This is a genomic window from Polynucleobacter sp. es-GGE-1, assembly GCF_018882005.1.
In the GTDB taxonomy this organism is placed as follows: domain Bacteria; phylum Pseudomonadota; class Gammaproteobacteria; order Burkholderiales; family Burkholderiaceae; genus Polynucleobacter.
Genome location: NZ_JACVPE010000007.1, coordinates 1 through 16,811 on the forward strand (window position 1 = coordinate 1; position 16,811 = coordinate 16,811).

20 protein-coding genes are annotated in these 16,811 nt (G+C 46.3%); 13 read left to right on the plus strand and 7 right to left on the minus strand.

Features of this window, described 5'->3' with window-relative positions; translation table 11 throughout:
* Nucleotides 1–87, plus strand: an 87-nt coding sequence (locus ICN35_RS06430; RefSeq protein ID WP_216125979.1) for an IS3 family transposase, incomplete at its 5' end; no start/stop codon positions are given.
* A gap of 71 nt (nt 88–158) precedes the next feature.
* Here ICN35_RS06430 and ICN35_RS06435 read toward each other — a convergent pair.
* Nucleotides 159–1,046 carry a fumarylacetoacetate hydrolase family protein gene (locus ICN35_RS06435; protein WP_216125443.1) on the minus strand — a complete coding sequence of 296 codons (888 nt, stop codon included), beginning with the start codon at nt 1,044–1,046 and terminating at the stop codon, nt 159–161.
* 111 nt (nt 1,047–1,157) lie between these two features.
* Between ICN35_RS06435 and ICN35_RS06440 the strand changes: the two genes are divergently transcribed.
* The 4 genes from ICN35_RS06440 (at nt 1,158) to ICN35_RS06455 (ending at nt 4,883) form a co-directional block, all read left to right on the plus strand.
* A complete protein-coding gene (locus ICN35_RS06440) occupies nt 1,158–2,144 on the plus strand; it encodes a tripartite tricarboxylate transporter substrate binding protein (RefSeq protein ID WP_216125445.1) in 987 nt (328 codons plus the stop codon).
* On the plus strand, nt 2,144–2,941 hold the full coding sequence (locus ICN35_RS06445; protein WP_216125447.1) for a class II aldolase/adducin family protein: 798 nt from the start codon (nt 2,144–2,146) through the stop codon (nt 2,939–2,941). The genes ICN35_RS06440 and ICN35_RS06445 overlap by 1 nt, the downstream gene beginning before the upstream one ends.
* Before the next feature lie 18 nt (nt 2,942–2,959).
* Nucleotides 2,960–3,781: a hypothetical protein gene (locus ICN35_RS06450; protein WP_216125449.1), complete on the plus strand. Its 822-nt coding sequence runs from the start codon at nt 2,960–2,962 to the stop codon at nt 3,779–3,781.
* A gap of 112 nt (nt 3,782–3,893) precedes the next feature.
* Nucleotides 3,894–4,883, plus strand: coding sequence for a tripartite tricarboxylate transporter substrate binding protein (locus ICN35_RS06455; protein ID WP_216125451.1), 990 nt, complete (start codon nt 3,894–3,896; stop codon nt 4,881–4,883).
* An 81-nt stretch (nt 4,884–4,964) separates the two neighbouring features.
* On the opposite strand, the gene ICN35_RS06460 is transcribed toward ICN35_RS06455, so the two are convergent.
* A complete protein-coding gene (locus ICN35_RS06460; RefSeq protein ID WP_216125458.1) occupies nt 4,965–5,963 on the minus strand; it encodes a tripartite tricarboxylate transporter substrate binding protein in 999 nt (332 codons plus the stop codon).
* 106 nt (nt 5,964–6,069) lie between these two features.
* Here ICN35_RS06460 and ICN35_RS06465 point away from each other — a divergent pair, with 106 nt between their 5' ends.
* The 8 genes from ICN35_RS06465 to ICN35_RS06500 all read left to right on the plus strand — a co-directional run bounded on the left by ICN35_RS06465 (nt 6,070) and on the right by ICN35_RS06500 (nt 11,190).
* Nucleotides 6,070–6,354 carry a SemiSWEET transporter gene (locus tag ICN35_RS06465; RefSeq protein ID WP_215318284.1) on the plus strand — a complete coding sequence of 95 codons (285 nt, stop codon included), beginning with the start codon at nt 6,070–6,072 and terminating at the stop codon, nt 6,352–6,354.
* 26 nt (nt 6,355–6,380) lie between these two features.
* Entirely contained in the window at nt 6,381–7,073 is a 693-nt protein-coding gene (locus ICN35_RS06470) for a fumarylacetoacetate hydrolase family protein (RefSeq protein WP_216125460.1), read from the plus strand.
* 48 nt (nt 7,074–7,121) lie between these two features.
* Nucleotides 7,122–8,180, plus strand: a complete 1,059-nt coding sequence (locus ICN35_RS06475) for an alpha/beta fold hydrolase (protein WP_216125462.1) — start codon at nt 7,122–7,124, stop codon at nt 8,178–8,180.
* A gap of 130 nt (nt 8,181–8,310) precedes the next feature.
* Nucleotides 8,311–8,463 carry a DUF5993 family protein gene (locus ICN35_RS06480; RefSeq protein ID WP_216125464.1) on the plus strand — a complete coding sequence of 51 codons (153 nt, stop codon included), beginning with the start codon at nt 8,311–8,313 and terminating at the stop codon, nt 8,461–8,463.
* Nucleotides 8,464–8,468: 5 nt separating this feature from the next.
* Complete coding sequence (locus ICN35_RS06485; RefSeq protein WP_216125465.1) at nt 8,469–9,032, plus strand: disulfide bond formation protein B; 564 nt, start codon at nt 8,469–8,471, stop codon at nt 9,030–9,032.
* Between the two features lie 33 nt (nt 9,033–9,065).
* Nucleotides 9,066–10,067, plus strand: coding sequence for a tripartite tricarboxylate transporter substrate binding protein (locus ICN35_RS06490; protein ID WP_216125987.1), 1,002 nt, complete (start codon nt 9,066–9,068; stop codon nt 10,065–10,067).
* A 161-nt stretch (nt 10,068–10,228) separates the two neighbouring features.
* Nucleotides 10,229–10,684 (plus strand): hypothetical protein, encoded by a 456-nt coding sequence (locus ICN35_RS06495; protein ID WP_255535739.1) that lies wholly within the window; start codon nt 10,229–10,231, stop codon nt 10,682–10,684.
* Between the two features lie 44 nt (nt 10,685–10,728).
* A complete protein-coding gene (locus tag ICN35_RS06500) occupies nt 10,729–11,190 on the plus strand; it encodes a glycine zipper family protein (RefSeq protein ID WP_216125468.1) in 462 nt (153 codons plus the stop codon).
* 14 nt (nt 11,191–11,204) lie between these two features.
* On the opposite strand, the gene ICN35_RS06505 is transcribed toward ICN35_RS06500, so the two are convergent.
* From ICN35_RS06505 to trxA, 5 genes are all read right to left on the minus strand, one after another.
* On the minus strand, nt 11,205–12,596 hold the full coding sequence (locus ICN35_RS06505) for an MATE family efflux transporter (protein WP_215295055.1): 1,392 nt from the start codon (nt 12,594–12,596) through the stop codon (nt 11,205–11,207).
* A 3-nt stretch (nt 12,597–12,599) separates the two neighbouring features.
* On the minus strand, nt 12,600–14,318 hold the full coding sequence (locus tag ICN35_RS06510) for a glycosyltransferase family 39 protein (protein WP_216125470.1): 1,719 nt from the start codon (nt 14,316–14,318) through the stop codon (nt 12,600–12,602).
* Nucleotides 14,319–14,420: 102 nt separating this feature from the next.
* A complete protein-coding gene (locus ICN35_RS06515) occupies nt 14,421–14,768 on the minus strand; it encodes a type B 50S ribosomal protein L31 (RefSeq protein ID WP_215295051.1) in 348 nt (115 codons plus the stop codon).
* 176 nt (nt 14,769–14,944) lie between these two features.
* Entirely contained in the window at nt 14,945–16,207 is a 1,263-nt protein-coding gene (gene rho / locus ICN35_RS06520) for a transcription termination factor Rho (protein ID WP_011903147.1), read from the minus strand.
* Nucleotides 16,208–16,469: 262 nt separating this feature from the next.
* Complete coding sequence (gene trxA, locus ICN35_RS06525) at nt 16,470–16,796, minus strand: thioredoxin TrxA (RefSeq protein ID WP_216125471.1); 327 nt, start codon at nt 16,794–16,796, stop codon at nt 16,470–16,472.
* Between the last annotated feature and the right edge of the window lie 15 nt (nt 16,797–16,811).

Consider the following 16,811-nt stretch of genomic DNA (forward strand, 5'->3'; position numbering starts at 1 on the left):
CACTACTACAACCATGATCGAATCAAGCAAAAACTAAAGGGATTGAGCCCGGTGCAATACCGAACTCAATCCCTCGTGCTAACCTAACTAAACTGTCCAACTACTGGGGGTCAGTTCAGAGGGTGGCTTTCTTTTTAAGTCAATATCAGTTGACTTACTTAGACCGCAACAAAGGTATTTTCAAGTTTGCCAATGCCGCCCATCTCAACCACTACGACATCGCCATTGACTAAATACTTCGGCGGCTTAAATCCGATGCCAACACCCACGGGCGTCCCGGTGGCAATCAGATCGCCAGGGTAAAGCGTAATACCGGCTGAGACAGTGGCAATCATGTTCGGAATATCAAAGATCAGATCTTTGGTATTGGAGTTTTGGCGTAACTCACCATTGACCCAGCATTTCACAGAAATATCTTCGGCATTGACTTCATCTGCGGTCACAACCCAGGGGCCCATTGGACAGAAGGTATCAAAACTCTTGCCAAGGAACCATTGCTTATGACGTTGTTGCCAATCGCGGGCTGTCACATCATTAATAGCGGTGTAACCCCAGACGTGTTTCATGGCATCCGCTTCGCTAATCCCTTTGCCGCTTTTACCAATCACAATCGTTAACTCTGCTTCGTAGTCGATGCAGGTAGATACTGCAGTCGGAATAATGACATTAGTATTTGGGCCGGTGACAGACTCCGGCGGCTTGGTAAAGAAAATGGCATGGCTTGGAATATCCTCGCCTGGTTTAGCGCTGCCATCAAATCCGCTATTAGAAAATTCTTTAGCATGCTCATGATAATTTTTGCCAACACAGAAAATATTTCTACGAGGTCTTGGAACAGGGGCGAGTAAACGAATATCACTCAAGGCATGCGTCGCAATGGGCTGGGGTAATTTGCCAGCCAGATCTGATTTAAGGATGGCCACAATGCCGTCTTCACTTACATCAATCCCTAAATCGAGCTCTTGTACAGTCTTGCCGTCAGCTGCTACGATTCCCACCCGAGTCTTGGAAGGCTCTTTGCTTAAAGAAAATGCTGCGTATCTCATGATTACTATCTCCAGTGGGGGTTATGTCTAGACTAACCCTAGTTGATTGTGATGATTCTTGTAGTAGGATAAAGAGCATAAATAATAACGAAATTACGGTTTAGAGACAAAATGAGACAAAAATACCAAGTTAGCCGTTTGTTGGGCTGTATCGCATTATCTTGTTGGGCAATTTCTGCGTTTGCCCAGACCCCAGAGCCTTGGCCCACCAAGTCGATCACCATGGTCGTGCCATTTCCTCCGGGTGGTGTAGCCGATGCCGTAGGTAGACCGGTGGCTGAAGCGCTGTCCCGTATCTTGGGTCAACCGGTGATTGTGGAAAATAAGGCGGGTGCAGGTGGTGGTATTGGTATGGCGTCAGTGGCTAAATCAAAACCAGATGGTTACACCATCTTGATGGCTTTATCTTCCATTTCAATTATTCCCGAAGCTGACAAAGTAGTCGGGCGCGAGCAATCTTTTCAGTTGAATCAACTCAAACCGATTGCCCGTTTTACTGCTGATCCAACCGTATTAGTGGTGCGCGCAGATAGTCCTTGGAAAGATTACAAAGCTTTTGTAGCTGCAATGCGCGCTAATCCTGGTAAATACAACTTTGGTTCTTCAGGAAACTATGGAACTATGCACGTGCCAATGGAGATGCTCAAGTCTTCTGAAAAGTTCTACATGGTGCATATTCCTTATACGGGTGCTGGGCCTGCGATTGTGGGCTTATTGGGCGGACAGGTGGATGCGATTGCTACTGGGCCATCCTCGATAGTTCAGCAAATTAAAGCAGGCAAGGTACGTGCTTTAGCCCATTGGGGGGATGGCAGATTGGCTAGCATGCCAGAGGTACCCAGCTTTAAAGAAATGGGTGTGAAGATTGAGTTCTCGCAGTGGGCTGGATTATTTGTGCCTAGTGCTACTCCTGACTACATCACTAATAAGCTACGTGAAGCTGCTAAGCAAGCCTCAACGGATGAGCGAGTACGCTCTGTGATTAATGGCGCAGGAAGTCCCATTCAATATCTAGATGCTCCCGAATTTAAAGTCTACTGGGATAAAGAATCTGCGCAGATGGGTGAGATCGTCAGAAAGATTGGCAAGGTGGAGTGATGAAAAGAATTCTGATTTCATTGATGTTGCTCGGTATTGCGCAGACTCATGCTGCCTCCGTGCAAGAGCAGATGGAGCAAGATCCTAAGGTCAAAGTAGCCATTGAAGAATTGGTGATTGCTAATCATATTTTGTATGACCAAAATGCAGTTGATGGCTATGGCCATATTAGCGTTCGTAATCCTGCCAATCCCAATACTTTCTTTCTAGCGAGAAGTGTTGCGCCGTCGACTGTTAAGGTCGAGGACATCATAGAGTTCGATATGAATGGTAAGGCGCTCAATGGCGACACTCGGGTTGCATATGGCGAACGATTTATTCATAGTGGCATTCTAAAAAATCGTCCCGATATCAATTCAGTGATTCATGGACATGCACCACCGATCTTGCCTTATGGTTTGACTGGAACCCCCTTAAAACCGGTGTATCACATGAGTTCTTTTTTGGGCGAGGGCGCACCGATATTTGAAATTCGTAATTTTGCAAAACCTAATCCAGATACCGATATGTTTGTCAGTAATGTGGAGTTGGGTAATGCCTTATCCCAATCAATGGGTTTGCAATATTTTGTTCTGATGCGTGGCCACGGTTATGCCGCTGGAGCAGACTCCATCAAAAAGGCTGTCTTTAGGGCGGTCTATGCGATTCAGAACGCCAGCATTCAAGGGGAAGCAATGAAGATGGGGCAGGTTCAATATCTCACCCCAGGTGAAGCCTCGATCGCCCAAGAAACGATCGAGAAGACCATTGGTCGACCTTGGCAGCTTTGGACCGAAAGAGTCAAGAAACCGCAATAGTTGTTAAACTGATGCATCATGAAGATGCAGTCAATTGTGCTCATGCCACGCATCCAATGGCATCTGAAGCACTTCCTCACGCAAGTAGTTGCCCTAATCATTCTGGCAATCATTCCAATAGCTGCTATGGCTATTTTGCAAGATGAGATTCAGGTGTATGACGATGAGATTAATGCCAAAGGTGAATCAAGCTTAGAGCTTCACGTCAACAGCACGCCTCGTGGAATACAGACACCGAGTTATCCAGGTGAGGTAATGAATAATAACGGTCTGCGTATTACGCCAGAGTTGGCCTACGGTCTGGGCCATGACTTAGAGGCTGGACTCTATATCTCGTATGTCAATTACGATAATAAGTTTCAGTATGCTGCGACTAAAGTGCGCATGAAGTGGTTGCCTTATCGTGAAGAGAAGGGCGATGATTTTTTTGCTGGGGTTAATTTAGAGATTGCTAATGTGCAGCCACAGTTTGATGAATCAAGATACAACGCAGAAGCCCGTTTTATTCTTGGCAAACATGTTGATGAATGGTTATTTTCATTTAACCCCATCATTGATATGCCACTTTCACAGCCCTATGTCCATCAATCGCCATACTTTTCAACCGCTACCCGCTTATCCAGAGAAGTCATTCCTGATTTAGCCTTAGGAGCAGAGTATTACTCTAACCTCAATCAGTTAGGGCGGCCTATTAATTATCAAAAAACCCAACAACTGGGATTCTTGATGATGTACTACGATGGTAAGCCGATCTCATTTCAGGCGGGCGTAGGGAAGGGTTTCTCCAATAGCACTGACTCGTTGACGCTGAAGGCTATTTTTTCAATTCCCTTGCCTTAGAAAAAGGGGGCGGGGTAAGAATGTGCATACCTGCCATTATGTGTTTAATATGGAGTCATCGGGCTATAAGTCCTAGAGGTAACTACTACATTGATCTAAGCTGGAGATAACTATGTTTAGCCTTTATTTTATGAAGCGTGCATGCGTACTTGGTGCTACCGCGTTTGCCGTATCGCTTTCAATGAACCCTGTGACGAGTGCTCAGCCTTTCCCCAATAAGCCTGTCAAAATTATTGTCACGGCAGCGCCAGGTGGTACAACCGATATTTCATCGCGTGCTCTGTCAGAGATTTTGGGTAAAGAGCTTGGACAAAGTGTGATCATTGAAAACAAAGCCGGTGGCGCAGGCATCATTGGTATTCAAGCTTTGCTTGCAGCCCCTGCTGATGGTTACACCATGGCCATGGGCAATATTGGCCCGAATGCAATTAACTACAGCCTTTATAAAAGTCTTCCTTATAAGATGGAAGACATGGAGCCCATCACTGTTGTGATTGCTAACCCAAACGTACTAGTAGTCAATCCCGAGGTGCCTGCAAAGACGGTTGCTGAGCTGGTTGCTTTGGCAAAAGCCAATCCGGGTAAATATTCCTTTGCATCTTCTGGCCGTGGTCAATCAATCCATATGTCTGGCGAGTTATTTAAAACACAAGCTGGTATCGACATTATTCACGTACCCTATAAAGGTGCTGGACCAGCATTGGCTGATCTATTGGCTGGCCAGACGAGTATGATGGTCGATAACTTGCCGAGCTCGATGCAATACATCAAGGCTGGAAAATTACGTGCTCTCGCAGTGACCAGCAAGAACAGAGTTGCAGAATTGCCTGATGTACCAACGATGATTCAAGCGGGTTATCCCAACTTTGAAGTTACTGCGTGGTTTGGTTTATTCGTTCCTGCTGGAACACCAAAACCTGTGATCGACAAACTCTATGTTGCTGTAAAGAAAGCACTAGACTCCCCAGAAATTAAACAACGCTGGAAAGATTTGGGCGGCTGGGCTGTAGGTGACACACCGGCCAACACCAAGCTCTTTATTGCCGCTGAGAAGAAGAAGTGGGAGTTGGTTGCTCAGCAAGCCAAAATCGAGGCCGAGTAATCTTGGTATAACTACAGAGCATTGAATTACAAAAAGGGGATCTCATCGAGATCCCCTTGATTCTTTCTAAGCGTTGGGTAATTAGTCTGCCTTGACGTTGGCATCCTTAATGACCTTGCTCCACATATTGAGTTCACGATGAATACGTTTACTTGAGTCTGCTGGAGAAAGATAATTTACATAAACGCCAGCAGCTAGCATGCGTTCTTGAACATCGGGGCGCTGCAAAATGGTTTTGATATCTGCGCTCAATTTATTTACGATGGCTGGTGGCGTTCCTGCGGGTGCTTCAATACCAAACATACTCACCACGTCAAAGTTTGGTAAGCCGGTTGCTTCGGTGACGGTCGGTACATCAGGCAACTGACTAATGCGTTTAGCAGTAGTCACTGCCAATGCCCTTAACTGACCTGCTTGGATAAATTGCAAAGCAGCTGGAACGGTTTCAGACATGCTGAGTACTTGTCCGCCAACCAGATCGGTCATAGCAGGGCCGCTCCCTTTATATGGGATATGCAGCATATCTAGTCCGAGTTGGTAACGGAACATTTCCATCGCGAGACGCTGTGGAGCGCCAGCGCCAGAAGAGGCAAAAGTGAGCTTGCCTGGATTAGCTTTCGCATAAGCGATGAACTCTTTCATATTTTTTACAGGTACTGATGGGTTCACCACAAAGACGAGAGGTACTACACCCACAATGGCCACTGGAGTGAAATCTTTTTCCAGGTTGTATTTAATCTTGTCTTTGTCTAAGTTTGTATTGATGGCATGGGAGGTGAGGGCGCCCATCAATAAGGTGTAGCCATCGGCTGGCGATTTGGCGACTAAGTCAGCGCCAATATTGCCGCTATCTCCAGCGCGGTTGTCTGGCACTACTTGCTGATTCAATGTCTTAGACAGCTCTTGTGCCATGATGCGGCCAATCACATCAGTCGCCCCACCTGGAGGGAAAGGGATCACTAGTCGGATTGACTTATCCGGATAGTTTTTCAGTGCAGCATCGCCTTGAGCGAGCACTGGGGATGCGATGAAGCTAGCGCATAGGGCTGCGCTAATCCAATAGGTCAGTTTTTGTCTCATTTTGTATTATTAGTAATGGGTTGAACTGCAAGTTTCCATTATCTACAGAATTTGGTTTTCTGCACTAGATTCAGGATTGAAGCCATTCTCTAATTACAATGAATGCATGACCCTAGAGCCCCATCAAATTGAGATCATTGGATATTGCGCCGCATTCTTAACCACGGTTGCGTTTTTACCCCAAGCAATTCAGTCTTGGCGCACCAAAGATCTTTCTGGAATCTCCTTGGGAATGTATTCCTTATTTACTGCAGGAGTGGGTTTGTGGCTGGTCTACGGTCTGATTATTGAAAAGTGGCCCTTGATATTAGCCAATGCCCTCACTTTTACTCTCGCCCTCAGTATTTTGTTATTGAAATTGCGTCATACTTCTAAACAACCGAAACAATAAAAATCCCCCCTTTAGAAAGGTAAGTCATGAGTTTAGCTTTTGTTATTGATCCTCCAGTGCAGATTTCCTTACCAGTGACAGGTGAAACCCGTCGCTTTGCAGTCAATCGCATTTATTGCGTCGGTCGTAACTATGCAGATCATGCGCGTGAGATGGGTCATGATCCAGATCGTGAGCCACCATTCTTTTTTATGAAGCCAGCAAACTCGATCGTGACGGATAGTAAAGATATGACTTACCCCAATTTATCGAAAGATGTCCATCACGAAATTGAAATGGTCGTCGCTATTGGCAAAGGGGGCTCTAATATTGCTGCCGATAAAGCCTTGGATTATGTCTATGGATATGGCGTTGGCTTGGATATGACAAGACGCGACTTACAAGGTGAGGCAAAAAAAATGGGCCGTCCTTGGGATACTGGCAAAGCCTTTGACCAATCTGCTCCTTGTGGAGAAATTACGCCAGTCACTCAATGTGGTCATCCTAGCCAGGGCGCAGTTACATTATTAGTAAATGGTGAAGAGCGTCAGTTGGGTGATCTCAATCAACTGATCTGGAATGTACCTGACACCATTGCATACCTCTCAACGCTGTTTACATTAGAGCCAGGTGATCTAATTTTCTCTGGCACACCCGCAGGCGTAGGCCCTGTGAAAAAAGGGGATGTACTCGAGGGCAGTGTTGCGGGATTAAAGAATCTTAAAACCAAAATCGCTTAAGAATGTATTAAATGCCTCACTGAACGCAAAACTGCCGAATATAAAAACATGAATATCTTCAGAACCCTTGTAGTAGTTTCTACCCTGTCTTTATTGTTAGCAGCTTGCGCGAGTAATGAAGCCAGTGCGCCTAGTGTAGCAAGCACTGCTGCACCCGCAAGCTTGTATACCAATGCGACTCCTTTGGATTTACGTTTAAGTGCATGGCCATACCCTTATCCAACCAAAGAATTTAAAACGAGCTTGCAAGGCGTTCCCGCCAGCATGGTCTATATGGATGTGCCGGCGGTAGGCAAACAAAAGGGTGCAGTGTTGCTCTTTCATGGCAAGAACTTCTCGAGCGATTATTGGGCGCCTACGATTACAGGCTTAACGCAAGCAGGGTATCGCGTGATTGCCCCAGATCAGATTGGTTTTGGTAAATCTTCTAAGCCAAATGTCGCATATCACTTTGATGATTTAGCTGCCAATACCAAAGCTTTGCTCAAATTAATGGGTATCAAGCAAGTCTCGGTGATTGCAAATTCGATGGGCGGCATGGTTGGTGTGCGCTTTGCGCGCCTCTATCCACAGACAGTACAAAAGTTAGTTCTGGAGAATCCTCTAGGACTAGAGGATTACAGCAAAGATATCCCGCCTCAGCAAAACGACAATTTACTCAAGTTAGAGATGGCCCAAACGGAGACGAGTTATCGTCGCTTCTTGCAAACGTATTTTCCGACTTGGCAGCCTGCTTATGAAAAGTTTATTGAAGTCTATGTTCGCATCCAAAAAGGCCCAGACTATCCTGCCTATGCAATGACATCGGTGCTCACGTATCAGATGATTGCTGAAAAACCCGTTGTCGGTGATTTGCCGCAGCTCAAGATGCCGGTATTGCTAGTGATTGGTCAAAAAGATCGTACCGTATTTGGTAGACGGTTTGCACCCCCTGAGGCAGTAAAAACTTTAGGTAACTTTCCGGAGTTGGGTAAAAAAGCTCAGGCAGTGATTCCGAATGCAAAGTTGGTGCCGATTGAGAATGTTGGTCACGTCCCGCACGTAGAGGTTCCCGATCTCTTTGTTACAACAGTCGTGCAGTTCTTCAATCAATCTAGCAAGAATTAAGAACTAGTTACATCACTGTTTTGGGTTTTGCGCATTTAGAAAATGGCTATTCCTAAAGACCATTTTCTAGACTCTGAATTGCTGATTTACCGAGTTCTAGAGTCTCCTGCGCTAGAATTCTCCTATGTATATGTTCCTGCCTTTTCTGACAGCGTTGATCGGACTCTTCTTAGTCTGGTTTGAGAAGCGCTTTGCAGGTTTATTAATGTTGGCAATCACCGTACTCATTTTGATGGTTTGGTTTCGCTTTCATGCAACGAATCATCTCAATATCAGTCTGTAAGTATTGTGAGCAGACAATCCTTTCCTTCTTTAGCGGCCTTAGGTAACCAACTAGCTTTGTTGGCAGTGATTGGCACCTTGTCTTATGCCTTTGTTGATCAACTGTATTTTGGTGAGTTGCCTTGCCCGCTTTGCTTAATGCAAAGGATGGGCTTTGTGATTATTGGATTTGCTTTGGTGCTCAATATTCGCTGTGGTGCGCACTCAGCGCATTATGGCTGGGGCATGATGGGTGGCTTAGTGGGGATGATGGTTTCTCTGCGTCAAGTATTGCTCCACATCCTGCCGGGCGACAAAGGCTTTGGTGCAACCTTCTTAGAGCTCCATTTTTATACTTGGGCTTTTGTTGGTTATCTTGGCTTATTAGCGGGCTTTGCCATTTTGTTAATGCTGCCAAATCGTGAAGTACGTTCACGTTCTTGGTTTGCCAATACACTAGTCATTCTGTTTATTTTGATTGTTTTAGCTAATCTCGTTTCAACTCTACTCGAATGTGGCATTGGCGCTTGTGCTGATGATCCAGTCAAGTATGAGGGTTGGCTGTGGTTGCGGTCCCGATTTGGTTTTTAAGTGATGATGCCCACTAGGTTGGGCTTTAAGATGATGCGATTCTCTAAGGCAGCTAAGAGCCTGCTTCTATTCATATGCTTCAGTGCAGTGACGCTCTTAGTGCAAGCTCAAGCAGATCTTCAGAAAAGTACCCACTGGCCAAAACAATCTATTCGAATTGTGGTGACCTTTACTCCTGGTGGGGCGCCTGATATTTTGGCGCGCGTGTTAGCAGAAAGTTGGCAACAAAGTTTGGGTGTACCGGTCTTAGTTGAAAACCGTCCCGGCTATGGTGGCAACATCGGTGCTGATCTCGTAGCCAAGAGTGAGCCTGATGGCTACACACTCCTGATTGGCACGGTAGGCATCCATGCGATCAATAGTGCGCTTTATGACAAGATGTCCTTTGACCCCGTTAAAGACTTTACGCCCATTAGCTTCTTGGCTAGTACTCCTAATGTACTCATCGTTAATAAACAACTGGGCGTGAATAACTTGCAAGAGCTGATTGAACTTGCAAAAGCCAAACCCAATCAACTGACCTTTGGTTCTTCGGGTGTAGGTACTTCATTGCATATGTCCGGTGAATTATTTAAAGAGATGGCTGGCGTACAAATTCGGCATATTCCGTATAAGGGGCGCGCACAGTCTTTACCAGATTTAGTCAGTGGTCGTATCTCCATGCTCTTTGATAACTTGTCATCTTCACTGCCTTTAATTAAAGCTGGTGAAGTGCAAGCTTTAGGTGTCACTACCCTCAAGCGTTCTCAAGCTGCCCCCGACATTCCCACATTGGCGGAACAGGGCTTGCCTGGATTTGAGGCAGTTTCTTGGTTTTCTTTAATGGCGCCAGCGAACTTACCGCCTGCCGTTCAAAAGCGTCTCAATCAGTTAACTAGAAAAACGCTGAATAATCCTGAAGTTAGAACTCGTCTTTTGGCGGGGGGCTTAGATCCCGCCCCGGGAAGCCCCAATGAGCTTTCTAAATTGATTACCCAGGAGTCTGCTAAATGGAGTAGGGTAGTAAAGCAATCTGGAGCAAAATTAGATCAGTAGGGTGGCACTAATAACAGTGCTAATAAATAAGTTACTTTCTTGTCAGCTTGAGTGAATTTGAGGCGTTATTAATAGTAAGACATTGATAGTAAAGCCAGTAAAAACTATAATATCAGTATCAAGAAATAGAAGACCACGTAGGACCAAATGGGGGGTCAATCATGAAACAGATCAATCAATTCAGTATCTTAGGAGTCGCCTTAGCTGCTCTACTGGCATTTGCTCCTGTAGCTGCTCAAGCAGGCAATGTGGGTTGGAATGTCTCAGTTGGCGGTGGCCATGGCGGTTACGGTGGTGGTTGGCGTCCTGCCGCCTACGGTCCTGGTTGGGGCCATGGTTACGGCCCAGGTTGGCGTGGTAATTGGGCTTATGGTGGCGGGTATTACGGCTCATATGCTAACTACTACGCACCTCCCGTAGTTTATGCTCCGCCTGTAGTCTATATGCCGCCTCAGCAACCAATGGTATTGGCAGCTCAGCCTCAGCCGGCAGTTTGGTATTACTGTGAAGCTAGCGGCAAGTATTTCCCATACGCACAAGAGTGTTCAACAGGTTGGCAGATACAAGCAGCAACGCCACCTACGAGCAACACTCAACCAAGACGTCCACAGTATTGATGCTGTATTTATCCAGCTTATTTCAGAATATTTAAAGGTTTGTTATGAAACGATTGGCTCGTATCGCAGTATTGACTGTTTCTGTATTCACTTCACTAGCTGGATGCGTATCTGCGCCAACTGGACCTACGATTGCGATCATGCCGCGCGAAGGTAAACCGTTTGAGGTGTTTCAACAGGAAGATAAGCAGTGCCGTGAGTTTGCTGACAATGCTGTCAAAGATACCAGTAATGCTGCCTTAAAAGAAGGTGCTACCAGTGCCGCTATTGGTGCCGCCTTAGGCGCCGCTGCTGGTGCAGTGATTCAGGGTGGTAGTAGTCCGAACATTGGTACTGGCGCAGGTGTTGGTTTATTGGGTGGCGCTGCGATGGGTGCTATGAACTCAGCTGGCAAACAAAACCAAGCGCAAACTCAATACAACATTGCCTACCAACAATGTATGTACTCTAAAGGCAATCAGGTTCCTAGTTATGCGGCACCTGTCTCAGGACCGAGCTACCGCTAAGTCCTGCAGTAGTTTTACAGCTCGACTGGCGGATGCGTTTTCTCATAGCGCTCCGCCGTTCTTCTAAATAAGTAGAGTAGTAAGCAGCCAGCTAATCCCAGGCTAATGCTGTTGCCAGCCCAAAAGCCATTGGCACCTTGCAAGAATATGGGCGTATTACCTAATACATTAAAGCCCATCAAGTAACCGCCACCAAGACCTACACCCCAGAGTGAGCCTGCATAAATGAGCATAGGCCAAAAGGCGATCCGATATGCTCGCAAAATAAATGCGGCAGTCACTTGCAAGGCATCAAAGATTTGATAAAAAGCAATAAACAAAAAGAGGGGTATGGAAAATGCTTTCACTTCCTCTGGTGGATCATATAAATCTAATAGCTGAATGCGGAACACCCAAACAGCAATACCAATCATGATGCACAAAGTGGTTGTAAAGAAAACCGAGGACCAACCAATTTCTTCAGCGCGTTCTGGCTTGTTAGCACCAATCGATTGAGATACTAAAGTCATCGTGGCAATCGAGAGTGAGAGTGGCACCATATAAATTACGGTTCCCATATTGGCCACAATTTGATGCCCCGCTAGAGCAGTAGTGCCTAAGCGCGCAATAAACAAGGACATGAAGGTAAAAGAAGTGACTTCAATCAAATAGCTAAAGCCAATCGGCGTACCTAGCTTTAACAAAGTCCAAATGCGAGGCCAATCAGGTAGGCTAAAGCGCTCGAATATTTTGAAGGGGAGATAAAAGCGATCAAACAGTACAAAGCCCAGAGTCATTAACAGCCAAGACCAGTTGATGATGACAGTAGCAACCGCACAGCCTGGGCCACCCATCCCTTCAATGCCTAAGCCGCCATAAATAAACAGAAGATTTAAGGGAATCTTGAGACCTAATCCAATTAATTGCACCACGGTAATGACTGTAGGACGGGAGACGGCGTTATGTAATCCCATGAGGATGCGCATACCCATACTTGCTGGTAAGCCAAGCGCCAAGATGCTGAGATATAGTCTTGCCTTATCTTCAATATCAGAACTGATTTGCGAGATCGCCAATAAATGATCTGCATTGAGTAAGATAAAACAACCGAGAATAGATAAACCTAAAGCAAGCCAAGTTGCTTGACGAACTTCTTCGCCAATCTCGCTATAGCGTTTTGCGCCAAAAAGTTGCCCAGCGATTGGAGCGAGAGCAGACACGACGCCAGTGAGACCAACATAGATACTAATGAAGATGGCTGAAGCCATGGCTAATGCTGCTAGATCATCGGCAGAGTAACGTGCCGTCATTGCGGTATCTAAAACCCCAAAGGTAATGACTGCGAGTTGACCAATGAGCAGAGGACCGGCGAGTTTTAGTAGAGCGGGAACGTCCTCACGTAGGCGTGATAACTTAAAGTGCAGCACGCCTTATTCCGGAATCACTTCGTATAGACGCAAACGCTCATCGCGGTCAGCGGCGCGACGATCTTCCCAGAGAAGGCGAAGTTTCTTGTTATTAAGTTGCGCGTAGGCTTTTGCTTCAGATTGGTTATGCGTCAGCATCCAAGGGCAATCTGGATCATCACGTAAAGTCAGTTTAGTAAAGTAGTCAAATGAGGCTAACTGGGCCGAACCAATATTGCTGGTGTTAATGCATCCGCCGCCTGTAGGAACTACTTGCGCCAGACGAGCAGATACCGGACGATAGGTTTTAGCAAAGTTAATAGTAGGTAGCCATAGAGTCATGAGTAATACCCACATCAAGGTAGTACCTGATGCCGAGATAATCAAGCAGCGCCAGATTTCTTTAGGGGCGCGCGATGTTCTCCAGCGGACCACCGAGAGCCAGACGCCAGTAATCGCAAGTGCGACCATAAACGCAAGCCAATTCAATTGACCTTCAAAACCGGGAAGTAAGCGTGCAATATTGGCAGCGGTAGATTCTGGATAGCCGGTAACTTTTGCGAGCCAGATAATCCAAATGGCTAAGGCAATTAGCGTAAAGCTGAACATCGCAAACCAATCAATAAAGCTGATGATGCTACGTTTAAGAATCGGTAAGCTAAAAGCAGCGATGATCGACAGACTAGGAATCATGATCATCAGATCATGTTCATTTGCCTCGAGGCGGAATAGGACGTAAATCAAGGTACCAATAAATACGCTCAGCGGAATACAAAGGTGGGGAGCGCGCCAAGACCCTGCTTCTTTAACGCGACCCCAGTGCCCTAAAGAGATCAATGCTAATGGCCATACCGGCCAGGCATAAGCCCAGAAGTTCACACTCAAAAAACTCAAGGATTCAAGCGTTGGAGTAGAGCGCATCTCCGGCATATTGCGCCAGCCTTCTTGAGCAATATGGCGCCAGCCAGCTGGTAAGTCAGCTAGGTACCAAAGCGCTGGCCAAATCGCAAAACCAATGAGACCTAAAACAGTGCTGGTTAAAGTCCAACGAAAGCGTAACTTAGCGTTACTGGCGATCACTGCAATGATGGTCGAGGTGACAACGATCAGACTTAAAGTGAGATTGCTAGATAGCGCTACGATCGCAATACCAAGGCCGGTCCATAATCCCCCTTGCCATGGTTTGTCTAATCCACGTACAGTGCCGTAGAGCACGATACTAATACCCATTAGTTGCGCCATCATCGGCGTTGTTTCATGAGCACGCTGAGCAAGACCGACGCAAGCCAAGAAGATCAACAATGCGCCATCAGCAAGTGTCATGCCATAACTTTTCAGGTCAGGCTGGCCACCCACTGCAAAAGCCATCGGTTGCACTTCACGGCGACGACCTAATAAATATGTGGCATACCAAATTGCCAGTGCAGCAGCAAAAAAGCAAATCGCGGAATATAAGCGCGCTGCATTAGCAGCACCAATGAAGCCGCCAAATAATTTAATGAGAGTGGCGCCCATCCAGTAAGGCAATGGAGTGCCTAATGAAACATCACGACCTGCTAAGTGAGGCACGAGCCAATCGATCGAGTTGCCGCGAAACAAAGTCCACATGCCGCCAAAACCAATCGCATCTTCATTCTTCCAAGGATCACGGAAGAAGAGACCTGCAAAACCATAAATCAAAGTCAACGCAAAAATAATGATGCGCGGAATCGATTTAGTAGCAGCGGCAGTAAGTTTGACCATGAACTTTATTTAAACAAAAACAAGCAATAAAAAAGGCAGCAAACGCTGCCTTGATTATCTCGCAGAGAAGGGCATTGCCATACCCTGCGAATATGAAGTGTATTAAGCCTTCTTCTTAGCTGACTTTTCAGCAGCTTTAGCTTCTGCAGCAGCCGCTTTTTTCTCAGCCGTTTTAGCAGCGCCATCACCAGCAGCCTTAGCAACCGCTTTGGTACCGAATTTCTGACGGAATTTCTCAACACGACCAGCGGTATCCATGATTTTTTGGGTACCAGTGTAGAAAGGGTGTGATTCAGATGAAGTCTCTATCTTGGCCAAAGGATATTCCTTGCCATCTTCCCACTTGATTGTCTCTTTAGTGGACATAGTGGAGCGAGTCTTGAAGCTGAAGTTATTGGAAACGTCTACAAAGACGATTTCACGATATTCGGGGTGAATGCCAGGTTTCATTTTGAGTCCTATGAGCGGGTAGCCGTTTATGTCGCCGTTTGATGATGGCAACTTAAATACTTTCCCAAGTTAAAAGCAGTGATTGGTGCAACGAAGGCGAAATTATGCCATGAAATCAATAACAAAGCGCGCTTTTGGAGTCCAAAAGGGGCAAAATCACCCCCTAGACCCCTAAATTAGCCTCCACGACGCATCAGGTCGAAGAATTCGCCGTTGTTTTTAGTCGATTTGAGCTTATCGACGATGAAGTTCATCGCCTCAATGTCATCCATATCAGCCAGTAATTTACGCAATACCCAGATCTTCTGGAGGTTCTCAGCTTTCACCAAGAGCTCCTCACGACGGGTGCCAGACTTATTAAGGTTAATCGATGGGTAAACACGACGCTCAGCCAGACGACGCTCAAGATGAACTTCCATATTACCGGTACCTTTGAACTCTTCATAGATGAGGTCATCCATGCGGCTACCGGTTTCAATCAGGGCAGTAGCGATGATGGTTAATGAACCGCCTTCTTCAATATTACGCGCTGCACCGAAGAAGCGTTTTGGACGTTGTAATGCGTTGGCATCCACACCACCAGAAAGTACTTTGCCTGATGAAGGCACTACGGTGTTGTAGGCGCGTGCTAAGCGAGTAATCGAGTCAAGCAAGATGATCACATCTTTACCCATCTCTACTAAACGTTTTGCTTTTTCAATCACCATCTCGGCAACTTGAACGTGACGGACAGCTGGCTCATCGAAAGTAGAGGCAACCACTTCACCGCGCACCGAGCGTTGCATCTCAGTCACCTCTTCAGGGCGCTCGTCAACGAGTAAGACGATGAGAATCGCTTCAGGATTATTTGCGGCAATAGCGTGTGCAATGTGTTGCATCATCACGGTCTTACCAGACTTTGGTGATGCTACGATCAGACCACGTTGGCCGTAACCAATTGGGGAGATCATGTCGATAATGCGGCCAGTCAAGTTTTCTTCTGCCTTGATATCGCGCTCAAGACTGATTACCCGGTTTGGGTGCAAAGGGGTTAAGTTCTCGAACATGATGCGGTTCTTGAGGGCTTCTGGAGCCAAACCGTTGATCTTGTCGACCTTTACCAAAGCAAAGTAACGCTCACCATCTTTAGGGGTGCGTACTTCACCTTCTACGCTGTCACCAGTGTGTAAGTTAAAGCGGCGAATCTGCGCTGGAGAGATATAAATATCGTCTGGAGAAGCCATGTAAGAGGCTTCTGGAGAGCGCAAGAAGCCAAAGCCATCCGGCAAGACTTCCAAAGTGCCATCACCGAAAACGGTTTCACCAGCTTTAGCGCGTTTCTTCAGAATCGCAAACATCAATTCTTGTTTGCGCATCCGTTGCGTGTTTTCAATCTCCAAGCTAGCTGCCATTTCGAGCAGAGCAGATACGTGGAGGACTTTGAGTTCAGTTAATTGCATGTGGTTCTCGGGTGTTGATAAAAATGAATAAGGGAAATTTGTTTTGGGGTATCGCCGCGCTGATGGAGATCACGCAGATATGGGAAGACAGAATTTTGGAGTTTGCTAAAAGAAGGGGGAGGTAAATTGCTGGAAAGGGGCGCTCTCAAGAAGGCGCTGCACTACTGTTAAATGCAATACTACACTAAAAAACGGGTCTGGCAAGAGCTAGAAATAGGTAATTACCACAGGCTCAACGAGTGAACCTGTGGTCTGAGATGATTTACAGATGACTATCAATAAATGCAGTCAACTGAGATTTGGCCAAAGCACCTACTTTTTGAGCAGCTACAGTGCCATTTTTGAATAGGATCAAGGTCGGAATGCCACGAATATTGAACTGGGTAGGGACACCTTGGTTCTCATCCACGTTCATTTTTGCGATTTGCAACTTGTCGCCATACTCACCGGAGAGTTCTTCCAGGATGGGACCAATCATTTTGCAAGGACCACACCATTCAGCCCAGAAGTCGAGCAGTACAGGTTTATCGGACTTGAGGACGTCTTGTTCGAAAGAGGCGTCAGTTACATATTTAATGCCGGCACTCATGAAAATTCCTTATTT